Origin of the sequence: Tistlia sp., assembly GCF_040905785.1 — a bacterium.
Lineage (GTDB): Bacteria > Pseudomonadota > Alphaproteobacteria > Kiloniellales > DSM-21159 > Tistlia.
Genome location: NZ_JBBDQW010000029.1, coordinates 125,409 through 148,898 on the forward strand (window position 1 = coordinate 125,409; position 23,490 = coordinate 148,898).

Annotated in this window: 21 protein-coding genes; 12 read left to right on the plus strand and 9 right to left on the minus strand. The window is 73.0% G+C overall.

The features are described from left to right. Positions 1-303 (minus strand): arsenate reductase (glutaredoxin) (gene arsC / locus WD341_RS07700; protein ID WP_368424857.1); only part of this gene is annotated, 303 nt, incomplete at its 3' end. Positions 304-426: 123 nt separating this feature from the next. On the opposite strand from arsC, the gene WD341_RS07705 reads away from it, so the two are divergent. The 8 genes from WD341_RS07705 to rpmB all read left to right on the plus strand — a co-directional run bounded on the left by WD341_RS07705 (position 427) and on the right by rpmB (position 12,616). Beyond that, the gene (locus WD341_RS07705) at positions 427-1,725 is read left to right on the plus strand and encodes an EAL domain-containing protein (protein WP_368424858.1); all 1,299 of its coding nucleotides are present in this window, start codon (positions 427-429) and stop codon (positions 1,723-1,725) included. A gap of 67 nt (positions 1,726-1,792) precedes the next feature. Then, complete coding sequence (locus tag WD341_RS07710) at positions 1,793-2,680, plus strand: TIGR01459 family HAD-type hydrolase (RefSeq protein WP_368424859.1); 888 nt, start codon at positions 1,793-1,795, stop codon at positions 2,678-2,680. A 61-nt stretch (positions 2,681-2,741) separates the two neighbouring features. Beyond that, complete coding sequence (locus WD341_RS07715; protein WP_368424860.1) at positions 2,742-4,541, plus strand: adenylate/guanylate cyclase domain-containing protein; 1,800 nt, start codon at positions 2,742-2,744, stop codon at positions 4,539-4,541. Positions 4,542-4,627: 86 nt separating this feature from the next. Then, positions 4,628-6,793, plus strand: coding sequence for a methylmalonyl-CoA mutase (scpA, locus tag WD341_RS07720; RefSeq protein WP_368424861.1), 2,166 nt, complete (start codon positions 4,628-4,630; stop codon positions 6,791-6,793). Further along, positions 6,794-9,112, plus strand: coding sequence for a hypothetical protein (locus tag WD341_RS07725; RefSeq protein WP_368424862.1), 2,319 nt, complete (start codon positions 6,794-6,796; stop codon positions 9,110-9,112). It abuts the gene before it with no gap. A gap of 34 nt (positions 9,113-9,146) precedes the next feature. Then, a complete protein-coding gene (locus WD341_RS07730; RefSeq protein ID WP_368424876.1) occupies positions 9,147-10,985 on the plus strand; it encodes an ABC transporter ATP-binding protein/permease in 1,839 nt (612 codons plus the stop codon). Between the two features lie 211 nt (positions 10,986-11,196). Beyond that, complete coding sequence (meaB, locus tag WD341_RS07735; protein WP_368424863.1) at positions 11,197-12,207, plus strand: methylmalonyl Co-A mutase-associated GTPase MeaB; 1,011 nt, start codon at positions 11,197-11,199, stop codon at positions 12,205-12,207. 109 nt (positions 12,208-12,316) lie between these two features. Continuing rightward, positions 12,317-12,616 (plus strand): 50S ribosomal protein L28, encoded by a 300-nt coding sequence (gene rpmB / locus WD341_RS07740; protein ID WP_368424864.1) that lies wholly within the window; start codon positions 12,317-12,319, stop codon positions 12,614-12,616. Positions 12,617-12,698: 82 nt separating this feature from the next. Here rpmB and WD341_RS07745 read toward each other — a convergent pair whose 3' ends face one another. From WD341_RS07745 to WD341_RS07760, 4 genes are all read right to left on the minus strand, one after another. Further along, the gene (locus WD341_RS07745; protein ID WP_368424865.1) at positions 12,699-13,505 is read right to left on the minus strand and encodes a PEP-CTERM sorting domain-containing protein; all 807 of its coding nucleotides are present in this window, start codon (positions 13,503-13,505) and stop codon (positions 12,699-12,701) included. Positions 13,506-13,738: 233 nt separating this feature from the next. After that, complete coding sequence (locus tag WD341_RS07750; protein WP_368424866.1) at positions 13,739-13,954, minus strand: hypothetical protein; 216 nt, start codon at positions 13,952-13,954, stop codon at positions 13,739-13,741. A gap of 61 nt (positions 13,955-14,015) precedes the next feature. Next, a complete protein-coding gene (locus WD341_RS07755; RefSeq protein ID WP_368424867.1) occupies positions 14,016-15,374 on the minus strand; it encodes a glutamate--cysteine ligase in 1,359 nt (452 codons plus the stop codon). Positions 15,375-15,559: 185 nt separating this feature from the next. Continuing rightward, on the minus strand, positions 15,560-16,348 hold the full coding sequence (locus WD341_RS07760; RefSeq protein WP_368424868.1) for a 16S rRNA (uracil(1498)-N(3))-methyltransferase: 789 nt from the start codon (positions 16,346-16,348) through the stop codon (positions 15,560-15,562). 124 nt (positions 16,349-16,472) lie between these two features. Here WD341_RS07760 and ubiA point away from each other — a divergent pair, with 124 nt between their 5' ends. Together ubiA and WD341_RS07770 are read left to right on the plus strand one after the other, a co-directional pair. Beyond that, on the plus strand, positions 16,473-17,414 hold the full coding sequence (gene ubiA, locus WD341_RS07765) for a 4-hydroxybenzoate octaprenyltransferase (protein WP_368424869.1): 942 nt from the start codon (positions 16,473-16,475) through the stop codon (positions 17,412-17,414). A gap of 14 nt (positions 17,415-17,428) precedes the next feature. Beyond that, on the plus strand, positions 17,429-18,076 hold the full coding sequence (locus WD341_RS07770; RefSeq protein WP_368424870.1) for a methyltransferase: 648 nt from the start codon (positions 17,429-17,431) through the stop codon (positions 18,074-18,076). Here the strand turns inward: WD341_RS07770 and WD341_RS07775 are convergent. Further along, a complete protein-coding gene (locus WD341_RS07775) occupies positions 18,073-18,798 on the minus strand; it encodes a hypothetical protein (protein WP_368424871.1) in 726 nt (241 codons plus the stop codon). The genes WD341_RS07770 and WD341_RS07775 overlap by 4 nt on opposite strands. 32 nt (positions 18,799-18,830) lie before the next feature. Next, the gene (locus WD341_RS07780; RefSeq protein ID WP_368424872.1) at positions 18,831-19,043 is read right to left on the minus strand and encodes a DUF4170 domain-containing protein; all 213 of its coding nucleotides are present in this window, start codon (positions 19,041-19,043) and stop codon (positions 18,831-18,833) included. Positions 19,044-19,340: 297 nt separating this feature from the next. Between WD341_RS07780 and WD341_RS07785 the strand changes: the two genes are divergently transcribed. Continuing rightward, positions 19,341-20,423 carry an ABC transporter ATP-binding protein gene (locus tag WD341_RS07785; protein WP_368424873.1) on the plus strand — a complete coding sequence of 361 codons (1,083 nt, stop codon included), beginning with the start codon at positions 19,341-19,343 and terminating at the stop codon, positions 20,421-20,423. Here the strand turns inward: WD341_RS07785 and WD341_RS07790 are convergent. Together WD341_RS07790 and WD341_RS07795 are read right to left on the minus strand one after the other, a co-directional pair. Continuing rightward, entirely contained in the window at positions 20,420-22,126 is a 1,707-nt protein-coding gene (locus tag WD341_RS07790; protein ID WP_368424874.1) for an ABC transporter permease, read from the minus strand. The genes WD341_RS07785 and WD341_RS07790 overlap by 4 nt on opposite strands. Positions 22,127-22,142: 16 nt before the next feature. Next, complete coding sequence (locus tag WD341_RS07795) at positions 22,143-23,153, minus strand: ABC transporter substrate-binding protein (protein ID WP_368424875.1); 1,011 nt, start codon at positions 23,151-23,153, stop codon at positions 22,143-22,145. A 194-nt stretch (positions 23,154-23,347) separates the two neighbouring features. Here WD341_RS07795 and WD341_RS07800 point away from each other — a divergent pair. Further along, positions 23,348-23,490, plus strand: a 143-nt coding sequence (locus WD341_RS07800) for a hypothetical protein (protein WP_368424877.1), incomplete at its 3' end; no start/stop codon positions are given.

The following is a 23,490-nucleotide window of genomic DNA, read 5'->3' on the forward strand; positions in this document are numbered from 1 at the left end:
CCGGCCGTCCGCGACGACGATCGGCCGCTCGATCAGCACCGGGTGCTCGACCATGGCGGCGACCAGCGCCGCGCGGCTCTTCGTCGGGTCGTCGAGGCCGAGCTCGCGGTAGGGCGGCTCCTTCTTGCGCATCAGCTCGCGCGGCTCGAGCCCGAGCTGGGCGAGCAGCCGCTCGAGCGTCGCCGCATCCGGCGGCGTCTTCAGGTACTCGACGACCGCCGGCTCCAGGCCCTTGGCGCGCAGCAGCGCCAGGGTCTCGCGCGATTTCGAGCAGCGCGGGTTGTGGTAGATCGTCACGGCCATGCGCGGCCTCCTGCTGTCGGGTTCGCGTTCTCCATAGACACTAATCCGCTGCCCGGCAAAGCCGTCGCCGGCGCGGCTCGCGCGTTAACCTTCTTTCAAGTCCGGGCGACGCAGAGTGCCGCCATGCTGACGAACCTCCTGCTCGTCGCCGGCTACGGCGCGCTCACCGGCCTGACCGCATGGTATCTGCCGCGCCTGGCGCCGGGTCTGGATCCCGCCCTGGCGGTCGGCGTCGGCATCCTCGGCTTCCTGCTCTGCGCGCTCGCCCACGAGGTCGCCGCGCGCCTCGCCCGCGAGGCGCGGCTGCACGGCCAGGTGACCCGCCTGCGCCAGTCCTACTTCCAGGTCGAGGAGGAGCTGGGCTGGGCCAGGCGCGAGATGCGCAGCCTGCTCGAGGTCCTGGAGCGCCAGCCGCGCGACGGCCGCGACGGCCAGGCCGACTACGAGAAGGCGCGCGCCGTCGACGAGGTGATGGCCGAGATCAAGCTGCTGAAGTCGCTGGTCGCCAAGCTCTCGGCGCGCCGCTACGAGGCGCCGGAGCCGCGGGTCTCGGACCTGCGCGTCGACGATCCAGGCGCAATGCCCGCCGGCGCCGAGGTCGAGGCCGAGCCCGCCGGCAGCGCGCTCAGCGTGATCGGCCACAGCCAGGACAGCGAGCCCGACGAGCGCGAGGCCGAGATCCTGGACATCGTCCACGAGGCGCTCCGCCACGACCGCATCGAGGTCGTGCTCCAGCCGATCGTTTCCTTGCCGCAACGAAAGCGCCGCTACTACGAATGCTTCACGCGCCTGCGCGACGAGGCCGACAACATCCTGCCGGCGCAGCGCTACATCGGCGTCGCCGAGCGCGCCGGCCTGATCACCGCCATCGACAACATGCTGCTGTTCCGCTGCGTCCAGATGATCCGCCGGATCCGCCAGCGGCCCGAGACGGTCGATTTCTTCTGCAACCTCGCCGGACACACGCTGCGCGACCCCGAGTTCCTGGGCGATTTCGCCAACTACCTGACGGCCAACGCCGAGATCGGCGCGAACCTGATCTTCGAGATGGCCCAGACCGACCTGCCCAGCCTGGGGCCGGAGACCCTGGACCAGTTCGATCGGCTGCACCGCCTCGGCTGCCGCTTCTCGCTCGACCGCATCCGCGACCTGGCGCTCGATCCCAGGGACCTGGCCGAGCGCCACTTCAGCTTCGTCAAGCTCGATGCCAGCGAGCTGCTGGCGCTGGCCAAGGGCGAGGGTGCGGGCGACGGCGGCGACGCCGTGCAGGCGCTGCTCGGCGGCCTGACCCAGCACCGCATCGACGTGATCGTCGAGAAGATCGAGACCGAGGAGACCCTGCGCGAGCTGCTCGACTTCGGCATCGACTTCGGCCAGGGCTACCTCTTCGGCGAGCCGCGCCTGGCCAAGCTCGCCGACTGAGCCGCCCGGCGACGGCCCGCGCGCCAGGCCTTTCCCCGGTGCCCCGGCCGTGGCAAAACCCGCCGTCATGGACACCGCCCCGCCTGCCCTGCCCGCTCTCGCCGGCCTGCGTGAGATCGCCGGGCGCTACGACGGCCTGATCTGCGACCTCTGGGGCGTGCTGCACGACGGCCACACCGCCTTCCCGCACGCCATCGACTGCCTGGAGCGGCTGCGCGCCGCCGGCAAGCGCGTCGTCGTGCTGTCGAACGCGCCGCGCCGTGCCCTCGAGATCGAGAGCAAGATGAACGAGCTCGGCATCCGCGCCGGGCTCTACGACCGCGTCGTCTCCTCCGGCGAGGAGGCCTGGCGCCACCTGAAGCAGCGGCCCGACGACTGGTACCGCGCGCTCGGCCGGCGCGGCCACCATCTCGGCTCCGACCGCGACAAGGGCATGCGCGAGGGCCTCGATGTGACCTGGGTCGAGGACCTGAGCGAGGCCGACTTCCTGCTCAACACCGGCGCCCACCTCGGCCAGGAGCGCGTCGAGGACTACGAGGCCGAGCTCGCCGCCGCCGTTGCGCTCGGCCTGCCGATGATCTGCGCCAATCCGGACCTGGAGGTCATCGCCGGCGGCCTGCGGCAGATCTGCGCCGGCGCGCTGGCGCGGCGCTACGAGCAGCTCGGCGGCCGGGTCCGCTACCACGGCAAGCCGCATCCGGAGGTCTACGACGCCTGCCTGGAGGCGCTCGCGGGCGTGCCGAAGCAGCGCGTCCTGGCGGTCGGCGACTCCCTGCGCACCGACATCGCCGGCGCCTGCGCGATCGGCGTCGACAGCCTTCTGGTGATCGGCGGGATCCACGCCGAGGAGCTGAACGTAGAAGAGGGCGAGGCGCCTGCGCCGGACGCCCTGGCCGCGCTGTGCGGCGACGAGGGCTTCCGGCCGACCGCGAGCGTGCCGCTGTTCCGCTGGTAGCGGCCGGCAGCGGCCGATCCCGGCGACGGCGGGCGGCCTTCTGTCCCGGGGAGGGGCGAGGATGGCCGGCAGGCGGACGCGGGAATGGGTCTGGCGCTTCGAGGCGCCTGCGGAGGCGGTCTGGCGCGTGCTCGCCGACACCGCGCGCTTCAACGAGGCGGCCGGCCTGCCCAAGCAGACGATCCGCGAGACGCCGCAGCCCGACGGCACGGTGCTCGCCGAGGCGACCGCCCGCCAGGGCCCCTTCCGGCTCGCCTGGCGGGAGTTGCCGGTCAACTGGGTGGCCGGCTCCTGGTTCGAGCATTGCCGGGTCTTCACGCGCGGCCCCCTGGCCCGGCTCTGCGCGCGCTTCCGGCTGACACCGGAGCCGGACGGCGGCTGCCTCGGGCACTACCGGCTGGAGGCCGAGCCGGCGGGGGCGTTCGGCCGCCTGCTCCTGGGCACACTCTTCTTCAAGGCCGCCGGCGAGAGCTTCACGCGCCTCGCCCTGCAGGCCGACCGCTTCGCCCAGGGCGCCAGCGACCGCGAGTTCGACTACCGGGCGCCGCCGGTCGCGCCGGCGACGCGGCGGCGGGTCGGGCAGATGGTCGAGGCGATCGAGGCCAGCGGCCACGGCCACGGCCTGGCCCGGCGCCTCGCCGACTTCCTGCTCGAGGCCCAGGAGGTCGATCTCGCCCGCCTGAGGCCGCTGGCCCTGGCGCGGCGCTGGCAGCTGCCGGAGCGCCAGGCCATCGAGCTCTGCCTGCAGGCGACCCGCACCGGCCTGCTGGAACTCAGCTGGGACCTGCTGTGCCCGCGCTGCCGGGTCGCCAAGGCGGCCGCCGGCTCGCTCGACCGCCTGCCCGACGGCGCCCACTGCGACAGCTGCAACATCGACTACGGCCGCGACTTCTCGCGCAACGTCGAGCTGTCCTTCCGCCCGGCCGAGGCGGTGCGCCCGATCCAGTTCGGCGAATACTGCCTGCTCGGCCCGATGTCGACGCCGCACATCCGGCTCCACGTCACGCTGCCGGCCGGCGCGACGCGGCGGGTCGCGGCGAGCCTGGCGCCCGGCCCCTACCGCCTGCGCAGCCAGGAGAAGGGCCCCGAGCGCGACCTCGAGCTCGCCGCCGGCGCCGGCTTCCCGGCCGTGATCCTGGGCGAGGAGTCGGTCGAGACGGGCGCGCCGGCGCCGGCCGGGACCGTCGAGCTGGTCAACGCGACGCCCTGGCCGCGAACCTTCGTGATCGAGGACCGGCGCTGGGTCGCCGAGGCCCTGACCGCCGACCGGGTGACCGCGCTGCAGGCCTTCCGCGACCTCTTCGCCGAGCAGGTGCTGCGCCCCGGCGACGAAGTCTCGGTGCGCCGCATCACCCTGATGTTCACCGATCTCGCCGCCTCGACCGCGCTCTACGGCCGGATCGGCGACGCCCGCGCCTACCATCTGGTGCGCGAGCACTTCGCTCTGCTGGGCGCGCTGGTGCGCGCGCACGAGGGCGCCCTGGTCAAGACCATCGGCGACGCGATCATGGCCGCCTTCGCCGATCCCGCCCAGGCGCTGGCCGCGGCGCGCGCCGCCCAGGAGTCGATCGCCGGCTTCAACGAGCGCAATCCCGACGGGCCGATCCTGCTCAAGGTCGGCCTGCACACCGGTCCCTGCATCGCGGTCACGCTGAACGAGCGGCTCGATTACTTCGGTGGCACCGTCAACCTGGCCGCCCGCCTGCAGGGCGAGAGCCGCGGCGGCGAGATCGTGCTGTCCGAGACCCTGGCCGCCGAGCCGGCGGTCGCGGAGGCGCTGGCGGGCCTGCCGGTCGCCCGCGAGTCGGTGCGGCTCAAGGGATTCGAGGCGCCGGTCGGCATCCTGCGGATCGCCTCCTGACCCGCCCCCTGGCGTAGACACCCCGGTGGCGGGGTGATTAGATGCCGCCGACTCGACCCAAGGCAGCAGAAGGGCCCCGACCGGCCATGGCGGACTTCGATTCCGGGTTCACGAAGCCGAGCCTCGACGACTGGCGGCAGCTCGCCGGCAGGGAGCTGAAGGGCGGCGACCCGGAGAGCCTGGTCTGGCAGACCCCCGAGGGCATTCCGGTCAAGCCGCTCTACACCGCCGCCGACCTGGAAGGCCTGCAGTACGAGCCGGGCCTGCCCGGCTTCGCGCCCTTCGTGCGCGGGCCGCGCGCGACCATGTACGCCGCCCGCCCCTGGACCCTGCGCCAGTACGCCGGCTTCTCGACCGCCGAGGAGAGCAACGCCTTCTACAAGGCCAACCTCAAGGCCGGCCAGAAGGGCCTGTCGGTCGCCTTCGACCTGGCGACCCACCGCGGCTACGACAGCGACCACCCGCGCGTCGTCGGCGACGTCGGCAAGGCCGGGGTGGCGATCGATTCGGTCGAGGACATGAAGGTGCTGTTCGACGGCATCCCGCTCGACGAGATGACCGTCTCCATGACCATGAACGGGGCGGTGCTGCCGGTGCTCGCCGGCTACATCGTCGCCGCCGAGGAGCAGGGCGTGCCGCCCGAGAAGCTGGGCGGCACGATCCAGAACGACATCCTCAAGGAGTTCATGGTCCGCAACACCTACATCTACCCGCCCGGGCCCTCGATGCGGATCGTCGCCGACATCATCGCCTATACGGCCGAGAAAATGCCGCGCTTCAACTCGATCTCGATCAGCGGCTACCACATGCAGGAGGCCGGGGCGACCTGTGTCCAGGAGCTCGCCTTCACCATCGCCGACGGTCTGGAGTACGTGCGCGCGGCGACCGACCGGGGCCTCGCGGTCGACCAGTTCGCGCCGCGCCTGTCATTCTTCTTCTGCATCGGCATGAACTTCTTCATGGAGATCGCCAAGCTGCGCGCCGCGCGCCTGCTGTGGGCGACCCTGATGAAGGAGAAGTTCGGCGCCGAGGACCCGCGTTCGCTGATGCTGCGCACCCACTGCCAGACCTCGGGCGTCTCCCTGGCCGAGCAGGACCCCTACAACAACGTCGTGCGCACGACCATCGAGGCCCTGGCCGCGGTGCTCGGCGGCACCCAGTCGCTGCACACCAACGCGCTCGACGAGGCGGTCGCGCTGCCGACGCCCTTCTCGGCGCGCATCGCCCGCAACACCCAGCTGATCATCGCCGAGGAGAGCGGCGTGACCAGGACGGTCGACCCCCTGGGCGGCAGCTACTACGTCGAGAGCCTGACCCACGCCCTGGCCAGCCACGCCCGCGCGCTGATCGACGAGGTCGAGGAGATGGGCGGCATGACCAAGGCGGTCGAGAGCGGCATGCCGAAGCTGCGCATCGAGGACTCGGCGGCGCGCCGCCAGGCCCGCCTCGACCGCGGCGAGGACACGGTCGTCGGGGTCAACCGCTACCGACCCGAGTCGGCCGAGGAGCTGGAGATCCTGAACGTCGACAACGCGCGGGTGCTGAAGCGGCAGATCGAGCGCCTGGCGAAGCTGCGCGCAAGCCGCGACGAGGCCGCCTGCCGCGCCGCGCTGGAGGCGCTGAGCGCCGCCGCCGAGAGCGGCGAGGGCAACCTGCTGGCGCTGGCGGTCGAGGCGACCCGCCGGCGCGCCACGGTCGGCGAGATCTCCGACGCCCTGGAGAAGGTCTACAGCCGGCACCGCGCGACGATCCGCTCGATCTCGGGGGTCTACGGGGCGGCCTACGAGGGCGACGAGGGCTTCGCGCGGATCCGCGCGGAGGTCGAGCGCTTCGCCGAGGAGCAGGGCCGCCGGCCGCGCCTGCTGGTCGTCAAGCTCGGCCAGGACGGCCACGACCGCGGCGCCAAGATCATCGCCACGGCCTTCGCCGACATCGGCTTCGACGTCGACATCGGGCCGCTGTTCCAGACTCCCGAGGAGGCCGCGCGCCAGGCCGTCGAGAACGACGTCCACGTCATCGGCGTCTCCAGCCAGGCGGCGGCGCACCGCACGCTCGTGCCCGGGCTGACCGCGGCCCTCAAGGAGGCCGGCGCCGAGGACATCCTGGTGATCTGCGGCGGCGTCATCCCGCCCCAGGACTACGGCTTCCTGCAGGAGCACGGCGTCGCCGCGGTCTACGGCCCCGGCACCAACATCCCGCAGGCGGCCGGCGAGATCCTCGGCCTGATCCGGCGCCGCCGCGAGGCCGCCTGAGTGGCGACGGGCTCCCCCCTGACGAGCGGCAAGCGACGCCACCGCCTGCTGATCGCCGCCGGCCTGCTGATCAGCCTCGGCTGGCTGGTCGCCTCCTGGCTCTACCTGCGCCGGGTCTACGGCGTCGACCAGGTCGCCAGCCTGCTGCCCCACGAACTCGGCACCCTGGTCGTCGGCGTCTTCGCGCCGCTGATCTTCCTCTGGCTGGTCGCCCTCGTCGTGGCGCGAGCGCGCGGCCTGTCCGCCGAGACCGCAGCGCTGGTCGAGAAGCTCGACGCCCTGACCTACCCGCCGGACGAGGCGACGGCGCGGGTGCGTGCGATCACCGCCTCGCTGCGCGAGCAGAGCGAGCTGGTGCGCGGCGCCGCCGACGAGGCCGGCGACAAGCTCGGCGAGGTGCGCGACGAGCTGGCCGGCCAGCTGCGGCGGCTCGGCGAGATCGACCAGCAGACCTCGGCCCGCCTCGAGGAGATGCGCGGCGCCACCGACCGCCAGATCGTCGAGCTCAACGCCGCCTCAGAGAAGGCCCAGGAGGCCGCGGCCGGGATCCTGGCCGCGGTGCGCGAGCCGGTCGCCGAGCTGGCCGACGCCGCCGACCGGGCGGTCGGCGAATCGGTCGCCGCCGCCGACCGCCTGGGCGAGCGCTCGGCCGAGCTGGTCAACGTCACCCAGCAACTGACCAGCAGCGCCGGCGGCCTGCGCCAGCAGCTCGAGGGCGACACCAAGGCGATCCAGACCGCCACCCGCGACCTGGCGCAGCGCGCCAAGTCCTTCAACGAGGAGGCGCGCGAGCTGCTCGAGCAGCTGACCACCTCCTTCGCCGGCGCCGTCAACCAGGCCGACTACCTGAAGGCGACCCTGAGCAACCAGTCGGGCGACCTGTCGCGCCTGGTCGAGGAGATCGAGCGCAAGAGCAGCGAGATCAACCACGCCCTGCAGGGCGTCGCCGAGCTGGTCCGCAGCTCGGCCGACGACGCCGTCTCCAGCGCCGGGCAGATGGGCGGCATGTTCCGCTCCGAGGCCGAGACCGCCGCCGCGACCGCCGAGCGGGCCAGCGAGAAGATGCGCGTGACCATGGTCCAGGCGCGCACCGATCTGCAGTCGATGGGCGAGGCCTCCTCGACCGCGCTCTCGGAGGCCGCGCGCCACGCCACCCGCCGCCTGCAGGAGGCGAGCGAGGCGCTGCGCCCGCACGTCCAGGCGCTGAGCGCCGCCTCGGAGCGCGCGATCGAGCGCGCCGGACAGTCCGGCGAGGCCTTCCAGCGCCGCGCCGAGCAGCTGCGCGAGGTCACGGACCTGACCGCCGAACGCATCGACAAGGCGACGATCAGTTTGCAGCGCCTCGCCCAGGTACTGGCCGAGCGCGCCCGCGAGGCCAGCGAAAGCTCCCGCGAGGCCTCCTCCGAGATGCAGGAGCAGGGCCGCGCCCTGTCGGACCTGACGGCCTCGGCGCAGACCGCCGCGACCAGCCTGCGCGGCGCCGTCGAGGAGGAGCTGGAGCGTCTCGCCGCCCTGACGCCGCAGCTCACCGGCACCAGCGAGACGGTGCGCCAGCTGCTCGGCGAGCAAAGCCGCGCCCTCGGGCAGGCGAGCCACGAGGCCGAAGCCTCGGCCCAGGAGATCAAGCTGGCGCTGAGCGGCAGCATCGCCGACTTCGGCCAGGCCTCGGCCGGCGCCGCGGCGCGGCTCAAGGAGCTCTCGAGCCACCTCGGGCAGGCGGCGGTCGCCCTGACCCAGTCGGCCGACGGCGCGCTCGAGCGCGCGCGCGCGGTCGGCCAGCAGTTCGAGAGCCAGGGCGAAGGCTTCGAGCGCAGCGTCGCCTCGACGATCGCCCAGCTCAACGACGTCTCGATCGCCTGCCGCCAGCAGGCCGAGGAGCTGCGCCGCGCCTCCGAGGAGGCGAGCCAGCACACCCTGCGCCTGCGCCAGTCCGACCTGGAGGCGCGGCGCGACCTCTTCTTGCGCACCGCGACCCTGATGCTGGACGAGCTGACCGAGGCCTCGGTCGACATCGCCAAGCTGGTCGACCAGGAGATTCCCGACGACTACTGGAAGCGCTGGCGCAAGGGCGAGCGCAACATCTTCGCGCGCCGCCTGGTGCGCCGGCGCGACGACGGCATGACCGTCGAGCTGGCCCAGCGCTACCGCGACGACGAGCGCTTCCGCCAGCGCGCCACGCGCTACATCCAGCAGTTCGAATCGCTGCTCAACCAGGCGGCGGAATGCGACCCGGAGAACGTGCTGAGCGCGACCTTCCTGACCGCCGACGTCGGCAAGCTCTACCTGCTGCTGGCGCGCGCGGTCGGCCGCCAGCAGTAGTCCGGCAGGGGCGGAGCCGGCCCACGTGAGCGACCTGGCCCCCCAGCCCCCGGTCCTGCGGGCGGCGCCCGGACGGCGCAACCAGTGGCAGACGATCAAGGACCTGCTGCCGCATCTCTGGCCGAAGGGCGAGCCGGCGCTGCGCTGGCGCGTCGTGGCGGCGATCGGCTGCCTGGTCGTCGCCAAGGCGGCGCTGGTCGTGGTGCCGCTGATCTACAAGCGGGCGATCGACGCCCTGACCGCCCTCGGCGAGGCCGGGGTACCGGCCGAGGCGGCCCTGCCGATCGGCCTGATCCTGGCCTACGGCGGCGCGCGCGTCGCCAGCCTGGGCTTCCAGGAGCTGCGCGAGGCCTTCTTCGCCAAGGTCGGGCAGCGGGCGATCCGCAAGGTCGCGCTGCAGGTCTTCGAGCACCTGCACGGGCTGTCGCTCGCCTTCCACCTGGACCGCCAGACCGGCGGCCTGTCGCGGGTCATCGAGCGCGGCACCAAGGCCATCGACTCGCTGCTCAACTTCTCGCTGTTCTCGGTGCTGCCGACGCTGATCGAGCTGGTCCTGACCGCGGCCATCCTGTGGGCGCTCTACGGCTTCGCCTTCGCGGCGATCACCCTGGTCACGGTGGTCGGCTACGTCTTCTACACCTACCGGGTCACGGAATGGCGCCTCAAGCTGCGCCGGCGCATGAACGAGAGCGACCAGCGCGCCAACACCAAGGCGATCGACAGCCTGATCAACTTCGAGACGGTCAAGTACTTCGGCAACGAGGCCCACGAGGCGCGGCGCTACGACGAGGGCCTGCGCTCCTACGAGACCGCGGCGACCGCCTCGCGCACCTCGCTGTCCTACCTCAACGTCGGCCAGGCCGCGATCGTGGCGGCCGGCGCCACGGCCCTGATGCTGCTCGCCGCCTTCCGGCTGCGCGACGGCGTCATGACCGTCGGCGACTTCGTCGCTGTCAACGCCTACATGATGCAGCTGGCCCAGCCTCTGAATTTCTTCGGCTTCGTCTACCGCGAGATCAAGCAGTCGCTGATCGACATGGAGATCATGTTCCAGCTGATGCTGGTCGCCCCCGGCGTGACCGACCGTCCCGGCGCGCCGCCCTTGCGCAGCCAGGGTGCCGAGGTCGTGTTCGACGACGTCCACTTCCGCTACCACGCCGACCGGCCGATCCTGCGCGGCCTCAGCTTCACCGTCCCGGCCGGGCAGACGGTCGCCGTGGTCGGCTCCAGCGGCGCCGGCAAGTCGACGCTGTCGCGCCTGCTGTTCCGCTTCTGGGACGTCGAGAGCGGCGCGATCCGCATCGACGGGCAGGACCTGCGCGAGGTCTCCCAGCATTCGCTGCGCCGCGCGATCGGAATCGTTCCCCAGGACACCGTGCTGTTCAACGACACCATCGCCTACAACATCGGCTACGGCCGCCCCGAGGCGAGCCAGGCGGAGATCGCCGAGGCGGCGCGCGTCGCCGCCATCGAGGGCTTCGTCGAGAGCCTGCCCGAGGGCTGGCAGACGACGGTCGGCGAGCGCGGCCTGAAGCTCTCCGGCGGCGAGAAGCAGCGGGTCGCGATCGCCCGCACCGTGCTCAAGGAGCCCTGCATCTTCGTCTTCGACGAGGCGACCAGCGCCCTCGACTCCAAGACCGAGCAGGACATCCTGGCCGCGCTGCGCAAGGTCTCGGCCGGCCGCACCACCCTGGTCATCGCCCACCGCCTCTCGACCGTGGTCGAGGCCGACCGCATCGTCGTGCTCGACGGCGGCCGCGTCGCCGAGAGCGGCACCCACGCCCAGCTGCTCGCCCGGCGCGGCCTCTACGCCGAGATGTGGCGGCGCCAGCAGGAGCGCAGCGAGCCGGCGATCGAGCCGGCCGAGCTCTAGGTAAGCCGCCCGCCGTCATCCCGCCCGCCGTCATCCACCCCACGTCGTCCACCCCACGTCATCCCGGCCGACGCGAAGCGGAGAGCCGGGATCCAGGGGCCGGGGAGCCGGTGCGGCGCGGCCCTGGATCCCGGATCGCTCGCCTTGCCGACGGCAGCAAAGCTGCCGGGCAAAGCGGCGTCCGGGATGACGGGCTTCCGCGCCCATCCCGATGCGCGGCGCCCTGAATCGTGCTAAGCGCCGAACCATGACCGTTGAAGAGCAGGCCGCGCAGATCCGCGCCGGCGACCGCCGGGCGCTGGCGCGCGCGATCACGCTGGTCGAGTCGAGCCGGGCCGACCACCGCGAACGCGCCGAGGCGCTGCTCGCCGCCCTGCTGCCGGAGACCGGCGGCTCGGTCAGGCTCGGCATCTCGGGGCCGCCGGGCGCCGGCAAGTCGACCTTCATCGAGGCCCTCGGCGGCCAACTGATCGAGCAGGGACACCGGGTCGCGGTGCTCGCCGTCGACCCCTCCTCGCGGGTCACCGGCGGCTCGATCCTGGGCGACAAGACGCGCATGGAGCGGCTCGCCCGCGCGCCCGAGGCCTTCGTGCGGCCCTCGCCGACCGGCGGCTCGCTCGGCGGGGTCGCCCGGCGGACCCGCGAGGCGCTGCTGCTCTGCGAGGCCGCCGGCTTCGACGTGGCGATCGTCGAGACGGTCGGGGTCGGCCAGTCCGAGACCGCCGTCGCCGACATGGTCGACCTCTTCCTGCTGCTGTTGCTGCCCTCGGGCGGCGACGAGCTCCAGGGCATCAAGAAGGGGGTCGTCGAGCTGGCCGACCTGGTCGTAGTCAACAAGGCCGATGGAGAGCTCGCGGCGGCGGCGCGGCGCGCCGCCGCCGAATACCAGAGCGCGCTCAGGATGCTGCGCCCGACCACGGCCGACTGGCAGGTCCCGGTGCTCCAGGTCTCGGCGCTGGAGGCGCGCGGCCTGGAGGCGGTCTGGCGGGCGGTCGGCGACCACCGCGCGGCGCTCGGCGAGGCCGGCCTCGCCCGCAAGCGCGCCGGTCAGGCGCGCGCCTGGATGTGGAGCGAGATCGAGGACGCCCTGCTCCGCGCCTTTCGCGCCCACCCGGCGGTCGGGCCCCGACTGGCCGAGGTCGAGCGCGCCGTCGCCGAGGGCCGCCAGCCGGCCGCGACCGCGGCCAAGGCGCTGCTGCAGGCCTTCCTGGGCGAGAAATAGGCGCCGAGCGCCTTGACGGGCGGCCCGGGCTTCGCCTATACACCCGCTCTCCCGGGTGCGGGCTGCCCACACCCGCTCGTGTTCTTGTGCCAGCCAACGGATTAGAACCATGCCTCGACGCTGCGCCTTCACCGGCAAGGGCGTGATCAGTGGCCACCATGTGAGCCACTCGAACATCAAGACCAAGCGCCGCTTCAAGCCGAACCTGCAGTCGACCTCGCTCTACAGCGAGGCGCTGGGCAAGATGGTGCCGCTGCGCATCTCGACCGCGGGCATCCGCACGGTCGAGCACAACGGCGGGCTCGACGCCTTCCTGCTCGGCACCCCGAACCGCAAGCTCGGACTGATCGCGCTGCGCATCAAGCGCCAGATCGTCGACAGCCGGAAGGGCGAGACGGCCGCCGCCTGACCGGCGCCGCGATCCTCCAGGACGCAAAAAGGCCTCCGCCGTTCGGCGGAGGCCTTTTGCTTTGGCGCCGTCGATTGCGGTGTCAGCCGCGGGCGTCGCGGCGACGCCGGGCGGCCAGGCCGAGGCCGAGCAGCCCCGCCACGAGCAGGCCGAGTCCGGCCGGCTCCGGCACCGCGGTGACGCGCAGCTCCACCTGGCCGACGAAGTCCGGCCGTCCGCTGCCGTTGGAGTAGGGCGCGGTATTGTCCCAGTGGGGCCAGACCGCGTCGATGCCGTCGCCGACGGCCCAGTTGAAGCCGGTCAACTCGACTTTGTAGGGGCCGGAAGCGAACACCAGGGTGCCCGCCTCCTGCGCGGCTGCATTGCCGCCGAGCCCGCTGTTGCCGAACAGGTCGAGGCCGTTCGGATGGCCGGCGGCGCAGACGAGGGGACAGTCAGGGCCGTAGAGCCCCGAGATGTCGGGCGCGCCCTGGTTGCCTTCGAAGTAGAGGCTCAGCACGAAATGTTGCTGCGGATCCAGCTGCGTCGTGGCGGTCTCGCCGTAGACGAGGAAGCTGTGGGTGCCGACGCCGAGGTCGAAGGCGATGCCGGTGGAGGCGCCGTTCCCCGAGTTCAGGAACACCGGGTTCGCCGGGTCGGGCGAGCTGGAGTAGTAGAGGTTCCAGCGGTCCGCGACGTCGGCCGGCGGGGCTTGGGTGTTCCAGATCCAGCCGTTCCAGTTCTCGCCGGCGCCGTTGGCCGAGAAGACCGCCGAATCGCTGAGCAGCACGCCGGCCCGTGCGTCGGTTGCGCCCGCGGCGAGCAGGACGGCGAGAAGGGGCGCGGCAAGAACGGACGCGGCGAGGCGGCGGGCGATCCGCCGGCCGGGCAACGAGTCGTTCCACAACATGATTGAACACTCCCGAGGCTGTGGCCGCCGCCGAGCGCGACGTCCAGTAACCGGCTCTGCCAAGCTTCTTGACGGGCGCTGTCGAACGGCGTGACAGCGCGCGCCGGAGCCTCAGGGAATTCGCGCGTCGAGCCGAGCACCGCGACGCCTCACGCTCCTCCCTGCCTCGGTATGCAAGGGGCGCGCCAGCACCCGCGTCACCCCGTCGACTGGCGAATGCCCCGGGAGTCGGATCAGGCCCGCCGCCGCCAGAGCACCGCGGCCAGCAGCGTCAGCGCGCCGAGGCCGAGCGCCCAGGGCAAGGCAGCGACCAGGGCGGCGGTCAGGCTGTCGAGGCTCCCCGGGCGCGGGTGTGCGCCGATCATGGCCATCAGGCAGAGCAGGTAGGCGGTGCCGAGGATCTTCGGCGCCCATTCCCGCAGGAAGCTCTTCTCGTCGTTCGAAAGCATGCCGGGCGCCCCCTCGCCGCCGGTTATCGCGCGGGCGATGATAGACCGCCGCGGCCGCGAACTAGTAGGCGCACTCGCGGAACAGCGCCGGCAGGTCGTCGGTATAGGCCTCGAGCAGGCCCTCGGCCGGGGTCCGCCCGGTCTGGACGGCCTCCTCCTGGAGCACCGAGAGGTACTCGGTCTCGTCGGGGCTGACGCGCCCCGCCTTGGCGCGGCGGCGCAGGCCGTCCTCGGCGAGCGCGACGATCTCGCGGGCCAGGTCGATCAGCGGCCGGCCCCGGAAGGGCGTCGAGAGCGCCCGGCGCGGCACCTCGTTGCGCAGGAAGGCATGGTCCTCCGGCGTCCAGCCGGCGACGATGTCCTCGCAGGCCGCCAGCGAGGCCTCGTCGTAGAGCAGCCCGACCCAGAGCGCCGGCAGGGCGCAGAGCCGGTTCCAGGGGCCGCCGTCGGCGCCGCGCATCTCCAGGTACTTCTTGAGGCGGACTTCCGGGAACAGCGTCGTCAGGTGATCGGCCCAGTCGCTGATCAGCGGCTTCTCGCCGGGCAGGGCCGGCAGGCGCCCCTCGAGGAAGTCGCGGAACGACTGGCCGGCGGCGTCGATGTAGCGGCCGTTGCGATAGACGAAGTACATCGGCACGTCGAGCACGTGCTCGACGTAGCGCTCGAAGCCCATGCCCGGCTCGAAGACGAAGGGCAGGATGCCGCAGCGGTCGGGATCGGTGTCGGTCCAGATGTGGCTGCGGTAGCTGAGGAAGCCGTTCGGCCTGCCCTCGGTGAAGGGCGAGTTGGCAAAGAGCGCCGTCGCCACCGGCTGCAGCGCCAGGGAGGTGCGGAACTTGCGCACCATGTCGCGCTCGTCGGCGAAGTCGAGGTTGACCTGCACGGTGCAGGTCCGGTGCATCATGTCGAGGCCGAGCGAGCCGACCTTGGGCATGTAGGCGCGCATGATCGCCGAGCGCGCCTTGGGCATCTCCTGGACGTCGGCGCGGGTCCAGGTCGGCGCGAAGCCGACGCCGAGCATGCCGATGCCGAGCGGCTCGCAGACCTGCTTGACCTGGGCCAGGTGCGTGTGGACCTCGTCGCAGGTCTGGTGCAGCGTCTCCAGCGGCGCGCCCGACAGCTCGAACTGGCCGCCGGGCTCGAGGGTGATCGAGCAGCCCTCCTTGAGCAGCGCCAGCGGCCTGCCGTCCTCGAAAACCGGCTGCCAGCCGAAGTCCTCGGCCAGGCGCTCGAGCAGCCGGCGGATCGAGCGCTCGCCCTCGTAGGGCAGCGGCTTCAGATCGTCCCAGGTGAAGGCGAACTTCTCGTGCTCGGTGCCGATGCGCCAGGCTTCGCGCGGCTTGCAGCCGGATTCGAGATGCTCGACGAGCTGCCGGCGATCCTCGATCGGCGCGCCCTCTTCCTGCGGCGGTGCGGACATGGTCTTGGGGGCTCCGGCTCGTCTCAGGGGGCGGCTTCTGGCGGCGCTTTTCGGCCGTGATAAAGGCTGCAGCGCCGGGGTCGCGTCAAGTCTCGCGGGTCATGGCAGCTATGCCGCTTCGGGCAAGAAGCTGTTCGCCCGGGGCACGGGCGGCGGGCGGCGGCGGGGGGCGGCGGCGGACCGGCCTACCGCCAGTCGCCCGCCTCGGACTGCAGCAGGGCCAGCCCGGCGACCGCGGCGGTGTCCGCGCGCAGCAGGCGCGGGCCCAGGGTGCCGCGCACGACGAAGGGCAGGCCCGCGAGCAGCTCGCGCTCCGGCTCGGCGAAGCCGCCCTCGGGACCGATCAGCAGCGCCCAGCGCTGGGGCGGAAGCCCGGCGTCGGCGGGCGGGCGCACCGCCGCCCGGATCGCCGCGGCGAGCGGCGGCAGGCTGCGGTCGTGGGCGCCGCCCTCGTCGGCCATGACCAGCAGGCGCTCGCCGTCGGGATTGAGGCCGCCCCAGTCGCCGAGCAGCCGGTCGAGCGCGACCGGCTCGCGCACCTCGGGCACCGACAGGCGCTCGCACTGCTCGGCGGCCTCGCGGGCGTTGGCCGCCAAGCGCTGGACGTTGACCCGCTCGACCGCGGTGAAGCGGGTCAGCACCGGCTGCAGCAGCGCGCAGCCGAGCTCGCTGGCCTTCTCGGCGACGAAGTCGATGCGCGCTCGCTTGATCGGCGCGAAGACCAGCCAGAGGTCCGGCTCGGCGACCTGCGGGCGGCGCCGGGACTCGACGACGACCGAGGCCCAGCCCTTGCCGAGCGTCTCGAGCCGGGCCAGCCACTCGCCGTCGCGGCCGTTGAAGAGCGCCAGGGCCGCGCCGGGGGCGAGGCGCAGCACCGAGCGCAGGAAGTGGGCGCGCTCGCGGTCCAGGCCGACGGACTGGCCGGCCGCGAGGTCGTCCTCGACGAAGAGGCGGGTGGCGATGCGCTCGGTCATGGCGAGGAAGGTAGCCAAAGGCGCGCGGCCTGTCAGCGCGGGAGGCGGGCGGCGGCGCGACCGGCCGAGGGCGGCATCCGAGGACTCGTGACAGCGCCCCTGCCCCGGCGCTATGCCTTGCGCCATGAGCCGCCCCGCCCCCTCGGGCGCCCCCTCGGGCGCGAGCGACATCCGTGCCGACGCGCCGGTGCTGCGCCTGGCACCGGAGGGCTGGCGGCCCTACCTGCGGCTCGCCCGGCTCGACCGGCCGATCGGCACCTGGCTGCTGCTGTTCCCCTGCTGGTGGTCGATCGCGCTGGCGCAGGCCAGCCTGGGCCAGGCCCCGGACCTCTGGCTCTACCTGCTGTTCGGCGTCGGCGCGATGGTCATGCGCGGCGCCGGCTGCACGGTCAACGACCTGCTCGACCGCCACTACGACGCCAGGGTCGCGCGCACCGCCGAACGGCCGATCCCGAGCGGCCAGGTCTCGCCGCGCCAGGCCCTGGCCTTCCTGGCGGGGCTGCTGCTGCTCGGGCTGGCGATCCTGCTGCAGCTCTCCGAGGCCGCGGCCTGGCTCGGCCTCGCCTCGCTGCTGCTGGTCTTCCCCTACCCGCTGATGAAGCGGATCACCTACTGGCCGCAGCTCTGGCTCGGCCTGACCTTCAACTGGGGCGCCCTGATGGGCTGGGCGGCGGTGACCGGGAGCCTCGACTGGCCGCCGGTCCTGCTCTACCTCGCCGGCATCTTCTGGACGCTCGGCTACGACACCATCTACGCCCACCAGGACAAGGAGGACGACGCCCTGATCGGCGTCAAGTCTTCGGCCCTCAAGCTCGGCACACGCACCCGGCCCTGGCTGGTCGGCTTCTACGCGGCGGCGCTGCTGCTGTTCGCCGCGGCGGGCGGGGCGGCCGGCCTCGCCTGGCCGTTCTACCTGGGCCTGCTCGGCGTCGCGGCGCAGCTCGCCTGGCAGGTCCGGCGGCTCGAGATCGACGACCCGCGCCGCTGCCTGCTGCTGTTCAGGTCGAACCGCTGGACCGGCTGGCTGCTGCTCGCCGGCCTCCTCGCCGCGCCCTTGGCGGCCTGACAGGCGGCGCGGCGATGGCCCAGGACCCCGAGGCCTTCGTCCGCGCCCAGACCGCCGTCGAATCGCCCTCGCTGATTCCCGAGCTGCGCCTGCACCTGGCCAGCGAGGTGATCCCGCTGTGGCAGGCGACCGAGGCCGACCTCGAGGCCCTGGGCCTGCCGCCGCCCTACTGGGCCTTCGCCTGGGCCGGCGGCCAGGGCCTGGCGCGCTACCTGCTCGACCACCCGGAGGTCGTCGCCGGCAGGACCGTCCTGGACTTCGCGGCCGGCAGCGGCGTCACCGGTCTCGCCGCGGCACGAGCCGGCGCCGCGAGCGTCGAGGCGAGCGAGATCGACTCCTACGCCCTCGCCGCGATCCGCCTCAACGCCGCGCTCAACGGCCTGACTGTGACGGTGAGCAGCGACGACCTGGTCGGCCGCGACGAGGGCTGGGAGGTCGTGCTGGCCGGCGACGTCTGCTACGAGCGGCCGATGGCCGAGCGTGCCTTCGCCTGGCTGCAGGCCCTGGCGGCGCGCGGCGCCCTGGTCCTGCTCGGCGACCCCGGCCGCAACTACCTGCCGAAGGCGGGGCTGGAGCGGCTCGCCTGCTACGGCGTCCCGACCAGCCGCGAGCTCGAGGACAGCGACCTGCGCAACGCGGTGGTCTGGCGGGTGCTGGGCTAGCGCGCGCCCTTGACGAAATCCGGCAGGTCGAGCGGCAGCGCCTCGGCGCGCAGCTTCGCAGCCAGCGCCCGGCGGCGGCGCTCGTCGGCGATCAGCGCGAGCACGTGGTCGTTCAGGGCATCGACCGGATGGTGCCGGGCACGCAGCCGCTCCTGCAGATCGCGCTGCAGGCAGGCACCGTGGGGCCGGCCCTCGGCCCGGAGCAGCGCCAGGCCGACGGCGCGGCCGGCCTCGGCCAGGCTGCCGAAGGCGTTGACATAGCAGCAGAGCGAGCGCGCCGCCGGCCCGGCCTCCGGCTCCAGCGCCACCCCCTCGAGCCGGCCGAAGGGGTAGCTCGCGGCGCCCTCGGTTTCGTGCATGCACGCCAGCTGACCGGCGGTCAGCCAGGTCAGCGCGACCCGCACGCGGCAGCCGGGCGCGCGCTGCAGGGTCGAGGAGATCGCGCCGTAGCGGGTGACATGGGCGGCGTAAACGACGTCGTAGCCCTCGAGCCAGACGTAGGTGACGGGTATCTCGGCGGCGGCGCCGAACTTGCGCAGCAACTGGGCGGGCGCGCGGTTGGAGCCGTGGGCGATGACGGGGCGGCGGCCATCGAAGTCGGCGGCCGCGATCGGCTGCTCGCGGCCTTCGGCGAAGAGAAAGGATTCGTTCGGCGCGGCGTAGGGGTAGTCGAGCGCCAGGGCCAGACGCTCGGCCGCGGCTTCGGGCAGCGGCCAGGGCACGGGGCGGCGGGGCCGTGCGTCGCCTGCTCCGCTCAGTCCGTGCAGGGCGGGACTTCGTCCTGGTCGATCTTCTCGATGCGGTAGCGCGTGTGCGCCTCGTCGACGGTCTTCCAGGCGCGCCGCGCCCATTCCGCCTTGGCATCGTCATAGCTGGGATAGGGACCCAGCCACTGCTCCCGCTCGCCGACCGGAACCTGGAACTTAGTGTCGCGGTACTCGCCGCCGACGACCCAGTACTGTTGCATGCTCGCCACTCGCCTGCATTCTACTTCTACGAATCCTGCCGGTCACCCTGCACCGGCGGCTCCGAGCCGATCAAGCGCGTTCGCCGGCCGCGATGCAAGGCGGCGCAGCGTCGCGGCTGCGCGCGGCACCGGCTCCGCCAGGTAAACGGTCGCTCGGCGCGGATGTTCCGGTCCGCCGGGCGGATCGCTGTGCGGCCGACGACTCTGCCGACGACGCTGGCGCCCCCCTGTTCAGTCGCCGGCGATGCTGGACTAGTATCGCGCGCCGCCACCCCTGCCGAGAGACCTTTCCCCGATATGGCCGAGCTTCTTCTCGACGCCGTCACCAAGCAGTTCGACGGCCACCCGGCGGTCGCCGCCGTCGACCTGGCCGTCGCCGACGGCGAGTTCCTGGCGCTGCTCGGCCCCTCCGGCTGCGGCAAGACGACCCTGCTGCGCCTGATCGCGGGCTTCGAGCGGCCCGACGCCGGGCGCATCCGCATCGCCGGCCGCGAGGTCGCCGGGCCCGACCGCCAGGTGCCGCCCGAGGAGCGCCGTGTCGGCCTGGTCTTCCAGTCCTACGCGCTCTGGCCGCACATGAGCGTCGCCGAGAACGTCGCCTACCCGCTCAAGGTCGCCGGCCTCGGCCGGGCCGAGCTGGCGCGCCGCCGCGACGCCGCCCTGGCGACGACCGGGCTGGAGGGCTTCGCCGGGCGCCGCCCGGCCGACCTCAGCGGCGGCCAGCGCCAGCGCGTCGCCCTGGCCCGCTGCCTGGTCATGGAGCCGCCGCTGGTGCTGCTCGACGAGCCGCTGGCCAACCTCGACGTGCACCTGCGCGCCGCCATGCAGGAGGAGTTCGCCGCCTTCCACGACAAGACCGGCGCGACCATGGTCTACATCACCCACGACCAAGCCGAGGCGATGGCGCTGGCCGACCGCATCGCCGTGATGCACCAGGGCCGCCTGCAACAGGTGGCGCCGCCGCGCGCGCTCTACAACGAGCCGGAGACGGCCATGGTCGCCGGCTTCATCGGCGAAGGCAGCCTCCTCGAGGGCGAGCTGCTGGGCTTCGAGGCGGACGGGCGGGCGCGGGTCTCGCTCTGGGGTTGCCGCGCGAGCCTGCGTGCGCGCCCGGACCAGGCCCCGGGCCGGGTCCTCGTCAGCCTGCGCCCGGAGCACCTGAGGCTCGCCGCGGCCGAGACGCCCGGGACCCTGCCGGCGCGGGTGCGCCGCACCGTCTACCGGGGCGGCCGGGTCGCGGTCGAGCTGCGCCCCGAAGCGGATCCGGACACGAGCCTGCTGCTGCTCGAGCCCGAGGCGAGCGCGCCCGAGACGGGCCAGGCGGTCGGCGTCGCGATCAAGGGCGGGTGGGTGATCCCCCGCTCGACCGAACAGCTCTAACGGCCCCAGGGCAGGACGCCGGCAGGCAGGCGCGGTGCCAGGAGCTGCAGCAGCGCCATCAGGACGACGATCGCCAGCACGGCGAGCACCGCGACCGCCGAGGCCAGCACCGTCGAGCCGCCGTCGTCGAGGTTGAAGACCAGGACGCCGAGGGTCTCGTTGCCGCCCGACCAGAGCAGCGCCGAGACGGTCAGCTCGTTGAAGGCGGTCATGAAGACCAGCAGGCCGCCGGCCGCGGCGGCCGGGGCGACCAGCGGCAGCACGATGTCGCGCAGCCGGCGCAGGAAGCGCGCGCCCGCGACCTGCGCGGCCTCCTCGAGCGCGCGGTCGAGCTGGTGGAAGGCGGCGACGGTCGGCCTCAGCGCCAGGGTCAGGAAGCGCGCCAGGTAGGCGAAGAGGATGATCCAGAGCGTGCCGTAGAGGCCGACGCCCAGGACCGGCAGCGGCTTCAGGAAGACCAGGATGCAGGCGATCGCCAGCACCACCCCGGGCAGCGCGTAGGGCAGCTCGGCGACCAGCTCGAGGCCGCGCAGCAGCGGCGAGCGCCGCCAGACCAGGAAATAGCCGAGCGGCCCGGCGACCGCGACCAGCAGCAGCGCCGCGGCGCCGGCCAGGACGAAGGAGTTGGCGAAGGCGCGCAGCGTCACCGCCTGGCGGAACAGCACCTCGACGTAGTTGCCGAGGGTGACCGTGCCGGCCGACAGCGGCACCCCGTAGGCGGTCACCAGGGAGGTCGCGACGAGAGCCACGAGCGGCACGATCAGGATCAGTGCGATCACCGTCCAGCTCGCCGCCTCGGCGAGCCGCCGGCTCGCGCCCAGGCGGTAGGACAGCAGCTGCGAGACGGCCGTGAAGCTCCGGTAGTCGCGCCGCCTCAGAACCAGCGACTGCAGCAGCAGCCCGCCGGCGGCGATCAGCCCGACCAGGATCGACAGCACCGCGACCTCGGAGATCACGGCGGGTCCGAAGCTGGAGAGGCGCTGGTAGATCAGCGTCGGCAGCACGGTGTAGCCCGCCGGGATGCCGAGCAGGGCCGGGATGCCGAAGTTGCCGATCGCCGAGACGAAGGAGAGGGCGGCGCCGGCGACCAGCACCGGCGTCATCAGCGGCAGGATCACGGTGAAGAGCACGCGCCAGCGCCCGGCGCCGGCGGCGCGCGCCGCCTCGACCTGCTCGCGCGGCAGGGTCCGCAGGCCGGCGCGCAGCGCCAGGAAGACCAGGGGCGCGTGCTGGATGCCGAGCAGCAGGGTGACGCCGCCGGCCGAGTAGAGCGGGTGCGGGCTGCCCGGGGGCGGCGCCAGGCCCAGGGTGTTGAGCAGCGGGCTGGCCGGCCCGAACAGCTGTGCCCAGGACAGGGCCGTGATCTGCGGCGGGATCATCAGCGGCAGCAGGAAGCAGAAGACCAGCGCCGGCTTGGCGCGGATGTCGGTCAGGGCGACCAGCAACGCGAAGACGCCGCCGAGCAGCAGCGAGATCGCCGTGCCGCCGAGCGCCGACTGCAGCGAGTTGGCGGTCGCCCGCCAGGTGCTGCCCGCCGACAGCACCTCGGCCAGCACCGCGAGCTGCGGGTCGCCGCCCGGCGCCACGCCCTCCCACAGGAGGCGCGCCATCGGCAGCAGGCTGACCAGGCAGAGGAAGACGACGAAGGCGGCGAGCAGGCCCAGCTCGCCGCCGCCTCCCCTGCTCCCACGCGCAGGGTTCACGGGAGCAAGGGTCCGGTCAGCCGCCGAACAGCTCCGCGAAGGCCTTCTTGTGCGCGACCTCCTCGGTCAGCGCCTGCTCGGGGTCGAAGGGCATGACCTCGATCGACGAGGGCGCGGGGAAACCTTCGGGCGGCGTCACCTCGGGGTCGGCCGGCAGGTAGCCCTGGGCGGCCGCCAGCTCCTGGCCCTCGCGGGACAGCAGGAAGTCGACGAAGGCCTTGGCCGCCTCGGGGTTCCTGGCGCTGGACAGGATCGCGACCGGCTCGGTGACCGCCGAGACGCCCTCGGAGGGGAAGACGAACTCGACCGGCGAGCCCTTGGCCTTCTCGCGGATCGGCAGGAAGTCGATGACCACGCCGTAGAGCTTCTCGCCGCCCGCGACGGCCTTGAAGACGCCGCCGTTGCCGCCGCTCGCCAGCGCGCCCTGCTCGGCGAGCGCCTCGTAGTAGTCCCAGCCGAGCTCGGGATCGGCGGTCAAGGTTTCCAGGTGGATCATGGCGGCGCCCGAGGTCAGCGGGCTCGGCATGACGATCTGGCCCTTGGCCTCCGGCTTCAGCAGGTCCTTCCAGGAGGCCGGCTTCATGGTCGCCGCGGTGTTGTAGACGATGCCGGTGGTGATCAGCTTGGTCGAGAACCAGGTCAGGTCCTTGTCGTACAGCCCGGGGTCGTAGGGGCCGACCGGCGCCTCGGGGTAGGCCAGCAGGCGGCCTTCCTGCTTGAGGCCGGCCATGGTCACGGAATCGGGGATCAGCAGGACGTCCGGCTGCGGCGCGCCGGCGGCGATCTCGGCGCGCAGCTTGGCCATCACCTTGGTCGTGCCGTCGCGTACCCACTCGACCTCGACGTCCGGATGCCTGGCGGTGAAGGCGTCGACCGTCTGCTGCGCGTCGGCGTTGGGCTGGCTGGTATAGAGCACCAGCTTGCCGGAAGCCGCCGCCGCTGGACCGCCCGCCAGGCCGCTCGCCAGGCCGCTCATCAATACAGCCGCCGCCAGCAGCGCCGCCTTGGCCCCAATTCCCTTCGCCATCCTGCTCGCTCCTCCCCTTGCCTTGTCGGGCCGGTCCCGGCGGAACGGTGCCGGGCCGCCGTTGTCGGCGCAATGACGCTTGCGTGAAGCTTTTCTGTCAACCGCCGGACGCGGTACCGCTGGCCCTCCCGTAGCCACCCCCGTAGCCTTTGCCCCCTGGTGCCGCCGCCGGCGCGCGCAGTAAGTTGGCGGCCATGCCCTACCGCAGCCTGCGCGACTTCATCGAAAAGCTCGAATCCAGCCAGCGCCTGGTGCGCGTGCGCGAGCCGGTCTCGACGGTCCTGGAGATGACCGAGATCCAGACCCGGCTGCTCGCCGAGGGCGGCCCGGCGGTGCT